Raw genomic sequence first — 9,788 nt, 5'->3', positions numbered from 1 at the left:
GCCTCTCCGACCTGCGGCTGGCGGCGCAGCGGGTCGCCATCGAGCGGGAGAACCTGGACACCCGGATCTGGCAGAAGTACGAGGTGCGCCCCTCCGACCTTCCCGCGCCGGCGGAAGGAGCGGAAGAGCTCCCGGCCTGGGAGGCCCGGGCCGAGGAGGTCCGCGGCCGGATGGCGGCGATCGGCGAGGTGAACCTCGCATCCCTCGAGGAGCACCGGGAGCTCTCCGAGCGGCACGGGTTCCTCTCCTCCCAGAAGGAGGACCTCGAGCGGTCGCTCGACGACCTCTCCCGCGCGATCCAGCGGATCAACCGGACGACGCGGGAGCGTTTCGCGGAGACCTTCGAGCGGATCAACGCGAAGCTGCAGGAGGTCTTCCCCAAGCTCTTCCTGGGCGGGCATGCCAGCCTGAAGCTGCTGGACGAGGACAACCTCCTCGAAAGCGGGGTCGAGATCGTCGCCCAGCCGGCCGGGAAGAAGATGGTGTCGCTCAGCGCCCTCTCGGGCGGAGAGAAGGCGCTCACGGCGATCAGCCTGATCCTTTCGATCTTCCTCGTGAAGCCCTCCCCCTTCTGCCTGCTCGACGAGGCGGACGCCCCGCTCGACGACGCGAACATCGACCGGTTCAACGCGATCGTCCGGGAGATGTCCTCCAGCTACCAGTTCCTCCTCATCACCCACAACAAGCGGACGATGGAGCTTGCCGACCTGCTCTACGGGGTCACGATGGAGAAGGCGGGGATCTCCAAAGTGGTTTCCGTGAAGTTCCAGGCGTAGCCGGAACGGTGCTCGCCCAAGAAGGCCCCATGGCCCAGCAGAACGACACTCCGCGCGGCTCGTTCTCGGCGAGGCTCCGGGAGGGGCTGGCCAAGACGCGCGAGCTGCTCTTCATGAACGTGGAGGCGATCGCGCGGGGGATCGGCCCGGTGGACGCGAAGGTGCTGGAGGCGCTGGAGGAGGCGCTGATCCTGGCCGACGCGGGGGCGGAGCTTGCCTCGGAGTACACGGAGGCGCTCCGGACGAAGTGGCGCCGGGGGGAGCTGCCCGACACCGAGGCGCTCCGGGCCGAGCTGCGGAGGATGGTCGCGGCGACCCTGGCCCCGCGGATGGTTCCCCTGGAAGTGCGGGAGCCCTACCCGTTCGTGGTCCTGGTGGTGGGGGTGAACGGGGTCGGGAAGACGACCACGATCGGCAAGATCGGTCGCTACTTCCGGGAGCAGGGACACCCGGTGCTCCTGGCCGCCGCAGACACCTTCCGGGCGGCCGCCATCGGGCAGCTGAAGGTGTGGGCGGAGCGCGCCGGCGCGGACATCGTGCACCACAAGGAGGGCTCCGACTCCTCCGCCGTCGCCTTCGACGCCGTCCGGGCTGCGCGGTCGCGCGGGGCGCACGCGGTGCTCATCGACACCGCCGGCCGCCTCCACACCAAGGCGCACCTGATGGAGGAGATGCGGAAGGTGGCGCGCGTCGTCGGGAAGGAGATGCCGGGGGCTCCCCACGAGGTGCTGCTGGTGCTCGACGCGACCGCCGGCCGGAACGCGATCGCCCAGGTGAAGACCTTCCGGGAGTACACGGGGGTCACCGGGCTCGTCCTGACGAAGCTGGACGGAACCGCCAAAGGAGGAGTCGTCCTGTCGGTCACGCGGGAAACCGACGCGCCCATCCGGTTCATCGGGGTGGGGGAATCGATGGACGACCTGCGCCCCTTCGATGCCACCGGCTTCGCCGAAGCCCTGTTCTAGGAGACGTCCCCCATGATCGACGCCCTGTTCCTCCAGGTGATCGGGGGGGTGTTCCTGCTGCTCTACGGGGTCCGGCTTACCGGCCAGGGGTTCGAGCTCGCGTTCGGGGCGCGCCTCTTCCGGCTCTGGGCCGACCCGGCCGGGAGCCGGCTTCGGGCGTTCGGGGCGGGATTCCTGGGAACCGGTCTGGTGCAGAGCTCGGGCGCCATCGTCACCCTCCTCATCTCCTTCGCGGAGATCGCCCCCCTCCCCCTCGCGCAGTCCCTCGTCATCGTCCTCGGCGCCGACCTGGGGAACACCCTGACCGTCCAGATCCTCTCCTTCCGGATCTACCAGTACGCCTTCCTCGTGATCTCGGTGGGGGCGTCCCTCTTCCTGTGGGGAAAACGCGGTTCCGTCCGGGCGGCCGGGCAGGGGATCCTCGGGTTCGGCTTCATCCTGCTGGCGCTGCGTTTCCTTTCCTGGGCGGCGGCCGACATCGGCGGGGTGACCAGCCTCCGCATGGTGATGGGGGAGCTGGGGGCCGCCCCGATCGTCGCCTTCTTCTGGGGGGTCTTCCTGAGCGCCCTGTTCCAGAGCGGGACGGCGGTCATGATCCTGCTGATCGCCTTCACCCAGCAGGGGGCGCTCGATGTCGCGGCCGTCCTCCCCCTCGTCCTCGGGGCGAACGTGGGGGCCACCTCGGTCGCCTTCACCGCGACGTCCGGCCTCGCGGCGGGGGGGCGGCGGGTGGCCTGGGGGCACATGCTGATGAAGACGGCGGGGGCGCTCCTCTTCCTCCCGCTGTACCCGGTGGCCCAGCGTCTGCTCTCCGCCGTCTCCCCCGATCCTTCCCGGATCGTGGCGAACGCCCACACCCTGTTCAACTTCACCCTGGCGATCCTGTTCTTCCCCTTCGTGTCCAGGATCTCGGCCTCCCTGGAGCGGCTGCTCCCGGAAAAAGGGTCCACCGCCCCCCGCGGAAAGCCGGTCTACCTGGACCGGAAGCACCTTCCCGTGGCGGGCGCGGCCCTGGGGCAGGTGGCCCGGGAGATCGTCCGGATGGCCGACATGATCCAGGAGATGCACGACATGGCGCTGGAGGCGGTCCGCACCGGGAGCGGGGCGCTCGCGGACGCCATCGCGAAGGCGGACGACGACGTGGACCTCCTGACGAAGGAGATCAAGGTCTTCCTGTCCGCCCTGGGAGAGGGATCGTTCGATTCGGCGCAGACCCACCGCACCATCGCCTACATCTCGATCGTGTCCGACCTGGAGAAGATCGGCGACTTCATCGACAAGACGCTCGGCGAGCATATCCGGCGGATGTCGGAGAGGAGCCAGAGGTTCTCGGAAGAGGGCGCCCGGGAGCTGGAGGGGTACCTGCTCGACGTCGAGTCGATGTTCCGCGAGGCCGTTTCCGCGTTCGTGACCCGCGACCTGAGGGCGGCCGAGATCGTCATCTCGCGGAAGAAGGAGATCGGGAGGCGGGAGCGGGACCTGCGCCTGGCCCACATCCTCCGCCTGCGGAAAGGGTCTCCCGAGACGCTGGAGTCGAGCGCCGCTCACCTGGACATCCTCTCCTCCTGGAAGGTGATCGGCTCCCATTGCGGGTCGATCGCCTACAACGTGATCCAGATGGAGGAGTGACGGCGCCCGCCCGGGCCGCCGGTTGATTCCGGGCCGGCGACGCGGTATCGTGAATCGGCGGTTCCAACGTCTGTCCAAGGAGAGCACCGGGGAAATGGCCGACACGCCGTTCGAAGCGATCGAGAAGAAGATCACCGATCTGGCCGGAATGGTCCGGACGCTGAAAAAGGAGAAGGAGGCGCTGGCTTCCCAGCTCGAGCAGAAGAGCGCCGAGACGCGGGAGCTGGCCCGCAAGGTGGACGAACTGACCCGGGAGCGGAACGAGATCCGGGGGAGGGTGGACACCATTCTCTCCCGGCTGGAAACCGTTGAGTTATAATTCCCGGGAGGTATAATCATAGGTGGTGGGTATGGCCGACCGGTACGACGTGAATATCGCCGGGTACACGGTGACCGTGACCACGGAGCGTTCGGCGGATCACATGGAGCGCCTGGCGCGGCTCCTGAACGAACGGGTCCGGGAGGTCCAGAAGGCGGGCGGGACGGCCAACTACCTGAACGTGGTCATGCTGGCCGCGATGAAGCTGGGAGACGAGGTCATCGAGCTTCGCGCGGAGCTGGAACGGGAAAGACGTCAGGTCGAGGAAAAGGGCCGGGACCTCCTGGCGGCGCTCGACGGCGCCATGAGGTAGCGCAGGACGACGGAACAGCCCCTGTTGTGCTCGTGACCGGTGGGAGAGTCAGAGCCAACACTTAGAGAACGGGCACCCTACCCGGCGCCGGTGAGCAGGCCCCTTCACTGGGGAAGCCTGAAGGCGCCGCACCCGGGAGCCCACCTGGTGAGAGCCAGGTTCGACTCAACTGCCGGCACGGCACGGGACAGGGGCTTTACCACGGGTGGTTCGTAAGGCGGAAGCCGTTTACATAGATCCGGGCGGCAGGAACGGTTTTTTTTGCGGTACCTCCGAATAAGGATTGTCCGCTTCGTCATAGACTGTTTTCCCAGGCGGACCCGGAAATGCATGCTCCGGGTTCTCTCCTTATTCGCGATCCTGCCTCCCGTTTCATCCCCATGCGGAAGGATGCCCGATGCTCGTTTCGGAGCGCAAGGCGCTTCTCCGGCTGAGCGAACGGAGCCGGTGGAGGCCGGAGGGACCCCGCGGCGACCGGGCCGCGAGAAGCCTCCGGACCCAGCGGAATTTGCTGGAGGCCTTTCCGCCGGTTGCCGGCCGGAAGGTGGCGCTCTACTCCGCGGTGCGCGGGGAGGTGGGCACCGACCGGATCCGGGACGGCTACCTCGCGACGGGGTCCCGCCTTTTCTACCCCCGGGTGGCCGCCGACGGGAACCTGTCGTTTTTCCCGCACGGGGAAGGCGACGGATGGGAACCGGGCAGATTCGGAGTGAGGGAGCCTGTCGTCCGGGACGGGTCGGAGGGGACGAGAAACGGGTTCGACCTGGTCCTGGTTCCGGGGATGGCGTTCGATCCTCTCGGGAGGAGGCTCGGCAAGGGGTACGGGTACTACGACCGCTTCCTCTCGGGGCTGGTCCCCCCGGCGGTCGTGGTGGGGCTCGCGTTTTTCTGGCAACTCGTTCCGGAGGTTCCCGTGGAGGCCTGGGACGTCCCCGTCGATGCGGTCGTGACCGACGAAGGGGTCATCCGGGTCGCGCGGGATGCCCGGGTACGGACTTGAAATAGATGCAACACCCAGGAGGCACCCGTTGGATACGAATATGATCGTTCATGCCGTGCTGGCGGCGCTGGTTGCCGTTCTGTCGTTGGGGATCCTGTCGCTTTTGGCCAAGAAGAAAACCGCCGAGGGGAAGGCCCGGGAAGCGGAGGCGAAGGCGGAGGAGGTTCTCCAGCGCGCGAAGAAGGAGGCCGAGAACATCGTCAAGGAAGCGACGCTTTACGCGAAGGACTACCAGCTCCAGGTGAAGCTGGACTTCGAGCGGGAGACGCGGGAGAGGAAGAACGAGATCGGCCAGCTCGAGAAGCGGCTTCTCCAGAAGGAGGATGCCCTCGACCGGAAGACCGAGGCGCTCGAGGACCGTTCCCAGGGATACGCGAAGAAGGAGCAGGAGCTGGGCGAGCTCGGGAAACGGCTCGAGCGGGAGAAGGGCGAGGTGGACGAACTGGGCCGGGCCGCGAAGGAGAACCTCGAGAGGATCGGGGGGGTCACCGCGGAGCAGGCGAAGTCGGAGCTCGTAGAGATGGTCACGAACGAGGCGAGGCTCGAGGCCGGGAAGAAGATCCGGACGATGGACGAGGAGTTCAAGGAGGAGGCGTCGCAGAAGGCGCGGAAGATGATCGCCCTCGCGGTCCAGCGGTACGCCGCCGACTACGTCACCGAGCGGGTGGTGACGGCGGTGCCCCTCCCCTCCGAGGAAATGAAGGGGCGGATCATCGGGCGCGAGGGGAGGAACATCCGGGCGTTCGAGGGGGCCACGGGGATCGACATCATCATCGACGACACCCCCGAGGCGGTCATCCTCTCCGGGTTCGACCCCGTGCGGAGGGAAGTGGCCCGGATCGCCCTCACCAGGCTGCTCCAGGACGGGCGTATCCACCCGGCGCGGATCGAGGAGACGGTGGAGAAGGTGACCAAGGAGGTGGAGGAGATCATCCGGGAGGCGGGGGAGCAGGCGCTGTTCGACCTCGGTCTCCATGGGCTCCATCCCGAGCTGGTGAAGCTGATCGGGAAGCTGAAGTACCGGACCTCGTACGGGCAGAACATCTACTCCCACTCGATCGAGGTCGCCTTCCTGGGCGGGATGATCGCCTCCGAGCTGGGGCTGAACCCGAAGGTCGCCAAGCGCGCGGGTCTGTTGCACGACATCGGAAAGGCGGTGGACCACGAGGTGGAGGGGCCGCACGCGATCATCGGCGCGGACCTGTGCAAGAAGTACGGCGAGTCCGAGAGGGTCGTCCATGCGGTGGGGGCCCACCACGAGGACGAGTCGCCCCGGGATATCCTCCCGATCCTCGTGCAGGCGGCCGACGCCCTCTCGGGGGCGAGGCCTGGCGCTCGCCGGGAGATGCTCGCGAACTACCTCAAGCGCCTCGAGGACCTCGAGAAGATCGCGAAATCCTTCTCCGGGGTGGAGAAGTCCTACGCCATCCAGGCGGGGCGGGAAGTGCGCATCATCGTGGACAACCAGAAAATCACCGACGCCGCCGCCACGATGCTGGCGCGCGACATCGCGAAGAAGGTGGAGACCGAACTGTCCTATCCCGGGCAGATCCGCGTCACGGTGATCCGGGAGACCCGGGCCATCGAGTACGCCAAATAGGGACGGTCCTGTGGTGAAGGGTTGTCGATGGCATGGGGGACCACATTCCACGACCTCGGGTGGTGGATGGAAAGAGTGCCCTCCAGGACCGTCCCGGGTTTCCTTTGCTCCTGTGGTAAAGGGTTGTAGATGGCACGAGGGGTTGCAGTCCACGACAAAGGGTGATGGATGGGTAGGGCGTCCTCCAGGACCGTCCCGGGTTTCCTTTGCTCCTGTGGTGAAGGGTTGTCGATGGCATGGGGGACCACATTCCACGACCCAGCAACGAAGGGACGGTCCTGAAGTGAGGCTGGATTGGTGGCAGAAGGGGTTGCAGTTCACGACCCAGGGTCATGGATGGAGAGAGCGGTCTCCAGGACCGTCCCTGCTCTTTCGCTCCAGGTCCGTCCCGGCTGTTCCATGTGGATCTTATTCCTAGGCGACATCGTCGGCAAGCCCGGCCGCCGGGCGGTCCGGGAGTTCCTGTCGAGGCTTCGGGAGCACCGGGACGTCGATCTCGTCGTCGCGAACGGGGAGAACGCGGCGGGCGGCACCGGCGTGACGGAGCCGGTCGTCCGGGAGTTGTTCGACGCCGGAGTGGACGTCCTCACCAGCGGGAACCATGTCTGGGACAAGCGGGAGGGGCTTCCCCTCATCCGGGGGGAGGAGCGGGTTCTCCGTCCCGCGAACTACCCGCCGGGGACCGAGGGACGGGGGTGGGGCCTCTTCCGGGGGAGAAGCGGGACACCCTACGCGGTCGTGTCGCTGATGGGGCGGGTGTTCATGGGGCATTGCGACTGCCCCTTCCGCTGGATGGACGCCGCGCTTCCCGAGATGAAGCGGGGTGCTGCGGCCGTCCTCGTCGATTTCCACGCGGAGGCCACCTCGGAGAAGCGGGCGATGGCGTTCCACCTGGACGGGAAGGTGTCCGCGGTGGCCGGGACCCACACCCACGTGCAGACGGTCGACGCCCAGCGGCTTCCCGGGGGGACCGGGTACATCACCGACGCCGGGATGTGCGGTCCGATCCGGTCGGTGATCGGGATGAACCCCGACGAGGTCCTCGGCCGCTTCCTCTCCCTGCTTCCCGCGCGGTTCGAGGTGGCCGCCGGCGAGGCGGAGGCGGCCGGAGTCTTCTTCGACATCGATCCGGAAACGGGAGGCTGCCTGGAGGTACAATCCTTCCGGATGTCGGAATCCCAGATGAGGAGCCAGGAGACATGGAAGCGGTTCTGAAATCCCTCCGGCGGGGGACGGTCGACCTGATCACGGAGGAGGAGCTGGCGGGCAAGCTCCGCAGGGCCGCGAAGGAGAAGCGCCCCTTGCGGGTGAAGGCGGGGTTCGATCCGACCGCCCCGGACCTCCACCTGGGCCACACCGTCCTCATCCAGAAGCTGAAGCATTTCCAGGAGGCGGGGCACCAGGTGATCTTCCTCATCGGGGACTTCACCGGCATGATCGGCGACCCCAGCGGCAAGACGGAGACCCGGAAGGCGCTCACGCGGGAGGACGTCGACCGCAACGCCGTGACCTACAAGGAGCAGATCTTCAAGATCCTCGACCCGGAGCGGACCGAGGTGCGGTTCAACTCCGAGTGGCTCTCCCCGCTGCCGATCGAGGAGATGGTCCGGGTCGCCGCCCAGATGACGGTGGCCAGGATGCTGGAGCGGGACGACTTCCGGCGGCGCTACGAGGAGGAGCGACCGATCTCGATCCACGAGTTCCTCTACCCCCTCTTCCAGGGGTACGACTCGGTCGCGCTTTCGGCCGACGTGGAGCTGGGCGGGACCGACCAGAAGTTCAACCTCCTCGTCGGGCGCGACCTCCAGAGGGTCTTTGGGCAGGAGCCGCAGATCGTGATCACGACGCCCCTTCTCGTGGGACTCGACGGGGTCCACAAGATGAGCAAGAGCCTGGGGAACTACGTGGGGATCACCGAGCCGCCGGACGCGATCTTCGGGAAGATGATGTCGGTGCCGGACGACCTGATGCTGAAATACTACGAGCTCCTCTCCGACATCTCCGTGCGGGAGCTGGAGAGGCTGAAGGAGGGGATCGCGAACGGGACGCGCCATCCGATGGAGGCCAAGACCGCGCTGGCGCGGGAGATCGTCGCGCGGTTCCACGGTCCCGCGGCGGCCGCCGCCGCGGAGGAGGGGTTCCGCGCCCGCTTCTCCCGGAAGGAATTCCCGGAGGACGCCCGGAGGGTTTCCGGGGCGCTGCTCCGGGGGAAGACCGAACTGGCAGCGGTGGTCTCCGCGGTGTCGGAGAGCTTCCGTTCCAAGTCCTCCGCGCGCCGCCTGATCGAGCAGGGCGGTCTGGAGATCGACGGCGAGAAGGCGACCGACCCGTCCCGTCGGATCGAACCGGGCGGGGAGGTCCGGCTGAAGATCGGGAAGAAGGAGTTCGTGATCGTCGCGTTCGATTGATCCGGAGGGGGGTGCAAGATTATTCTTGCCCTCCCCGGAGGATTGGGCTATAGTTCCCCCTCGCTCGAACAACGCAAGAGGCAGCCTTCACGGTTTTCCGGCAGGTCCCCCCGTTGTCTTGCGGTACGTCCCCGGGGGTAAATACACTCGGCAAAGCGGTTTGGGCTTGACAGTTCGCACGGCTTTTCATATATTAGTTAGTCCGTCCTTATGTTCCGGGACGCACCGTTTCACCGGATCTTTGAAAACTGAACAGGGAATGCGAGAGCGCGTCGGATCTCTGTCTTTTCCGCTAGTTAGAAAACAAGTGGAGAGTTTGATCCTGGCTCAGAACGAACGCTGGCGGCGTGCCTAACACATGCAAGTCGAGCGCGAAAGGGGGGGCAACCTCCTGAGTAGAGCGGCGCACGGGTGAGTAACGCGTGGGTAACCTACCTCCGGGCGGGGGATAACCACTCGAAAGGGTGGCTAATACCGCATGAGACCACGGGGCCTTCGGGTCCTGGGGCCAAAGGCGGCACCGGCTTGCCGGTGCTGTCACCTGGAGACGGGCCCGCGTACGATTAGCTAGTTGGTAGGGTAACGGCCTACCAAGGCTGCGATCGTTAGCTGGTCTGAGAGGATGACCAGCCACACTGGAACTGGAACACGGTCCAGACTCCTACGGGAGGCAGCAGTGGGGAATATTGCGCAATGGGGGAAACCCTGACGCAGCAACGCCGCGTGGGTGAAGAAGGCCTTCGGGTCGTAAAGCCCTTTCGGACGGGACGAACGCTTC

9 protein-coding genes, 1 rRNA gene and 1 pseudogene (1 of these 11 running past the window's edge) are annotated in these 9,788 nt (G+C 66.6%); all 11 read left to right on the top strand.

Going from position 1 to position 9,788, the window contains the following annotated elements:
* A pseudogene (locus tag A2X88_09995) lies at window positions 1–192 on the top strand (chromosome segregation protein SMC) (it extends 2,751 nt beyond the left edge of the window).
* Entirely contained in the window at window positions 84–776 is a 693-nt protein-coding gene (locus A2X88_09990) for a hypothetical protein (GenBank protein ID OGP33352.1), read from the top strand. The pseudogene A2X88_09995 and the gene A2X88_09990 overlap by 109 nt, the downstream one beginning before the upstream one ends.
* 29 nt (window positions 777–805) lie before the next feature.
* Window positions 806–1,741 carry a signal recognition particle-docking protein FtsY gene (locus tag A2X88_09985; protein OGP33351.1) on the top strand — a complete coding sequence of 312 codons (936 nt, stop codon included), beginning with the start codon at window positions 806–808 and terminating at the stop codon, window positions 1,739–1,741.
* A 12-nt stretch (window positions 1,742–1,753) separates the two neighbouring features.
* Window positions 1,754–3,370, top strand: coding sequence for a hypothetical protein (locus A2X88_09980; protein OGP33350.1), 1,617 nt, complete (start codon window positions 1,754–1,756; stop codon window positions 3,368–3,370).
* 94 nt (window positions 3,371–3,464) lie between these two features.
* Window positions 3,465–3,689 (top strand): hypothetical protein, encoded by a 225-nt coding sequence (locus tag A2X88_09975; GenBank protein OGP33349.1) that lies wholly within the window; start codon window positions 3,465–3,467, stop codon window positions 3,687–3,689.
* Window positions 3,690–3,720: 31 nt separating this feature from the next.
* Window positions 3,721–4,002 (top strand): hypothetical protein, encoded by a 282-nt coding sequence (locus A2X88_09970; GenBank protein OGP33348.1) that lies wholly within the window; start codon window positions 3,721–3,723, stop codon window positions 4,000–4,002.
* Between the two features lie 397 nt (window positions 4,003–4,399).
* Window positions 4,400–5,002, top strand: coding sequence for a 5-formyltetrahydrofolate cyclo-ligase (locus tag A2X88_09965; protein OGP33347.1), 603 nt, complete (start codon window positions 4,400–4,402; stop codon window positions 5,000–5,002).
* Window positions 5,003–5,042: 40 nt separating this feature from the next.
* Window positions 5,043–6,602, top strand: coding sequence for a ribonuclease Y (locus tag A2X88_09960; protein OGP33346.1), 1,560 nt, complete (start codon window positions 5,043–5,045; stop codon window positions 6,600–6,602).
* 399 nt (window positions 6,603–7,001) lie between these two features.
* Window positions 7,002–7,817, top strand: coding sequence for a metallophosphoesterase (locus A2X88_09955; GenBank protein ID OGP33361.1), 816 nt, complete (start codon window positions 7,002–7,004; stop codon window positions 7,815–7,817).
* The gene (locus A2X88_09950; GenBank protein ID OGP33345.1) at window positions 7,802–9,010 is read left to right on the top strand and encodes a tyrosine--tRNA ligase; all 1,209 of its coding nucleotides are present in this window, start codon (window positions 7,802–7,804) and stop codon (window positions 9,008–9,010) included. The genes A2X88_09955 and A2X88_09950 overlap by 16 nt, the downstream gene beginning before the upstream one ends.
* 304 nt (window positions 9,011–9,314) lie before the next feature.
* Window positions 9,315–9,788: ribosomal RNA gene (locus tag A2X88_09945) — 16S ribosomal RNA — on the top strand; the annotation flags it as partial.

It is taken from the genome of Deltaproteobacteria bacterium GWC2_65_14 (assembly GCA_001797615.1).
Taxonomy (GTDB): domain Bacteria; phylum Desulfobacterota; class Deferrimicrobia; order Deferrimicrobiales; family Deferrimicrobiaceae; genus GWC2-65-14.
This window is presented reverse-complemented; position numbering and strand designations above follow the sequence as displayed.